Here is a 465-nt window from a genome sequence, read left to right as displayed (position 1 = left end):
GACTACCGGGGTATCTAATCCTGTTTGCTCCCCACGCTTTCGCACCTCAGTGTCAGTATCAGTCCAGGTAGTCGCCTTCGCCACTGGTGTTCCTTCCTATATCTACGCATTTCACCGCTACACAGGAAATTCCACTACCCTCTACCATACTCTAGCTTGCCAGTTTTGGATGCAGTTCCCAGGTTGAGCCCGGGGATTTCACATTCAACTTAACAAACCACCTACGCGCGCTTTACGCCCAGTAATTCCGATTAACGCTTGCACCCTCTGTATTACCGCGGCTGCTGGCACAGAGTTAGCCGGTGCTTATTCTGTTTTTTTTTTCAAAAAAAAGACGGATTACGATATACGAATTCGTGACTGGATTAAAGCCGTTTCCTCTCCCAATCTGCCGGCCGTCCCGGTGCCGGCCGCCAACCGGGAACCGGGTGTCCCCCCCTTCCCCGCCGAGCCGGAGGAGCCGCC

The 465-nt window shown here is 53.8% G+C and carries 1 rRNA gene; it reads right to left on the bottom strand.

The features are described 5' to 3' along the window. Positions 1–465, bottom strand: a 16S ribosomal RNA gene (locus tag FLW16_RS43060); the annotation flags it as partial.

It is taken from the genome of Microbispora sp. KK1-11 (assembly GCF_006874435.1).
Lineage (GTDB): Bacteria > Actinomycetota > Actinomycetes > Streptosporangiales > Streptosporangiaceae > Microbispora > Microbispora catharanthi.
The sequence above is the reverse complement of the archived record's forward strand: the minus strand, read 5'-3'. Positions and strand labels throughout refer to the sequence as shown.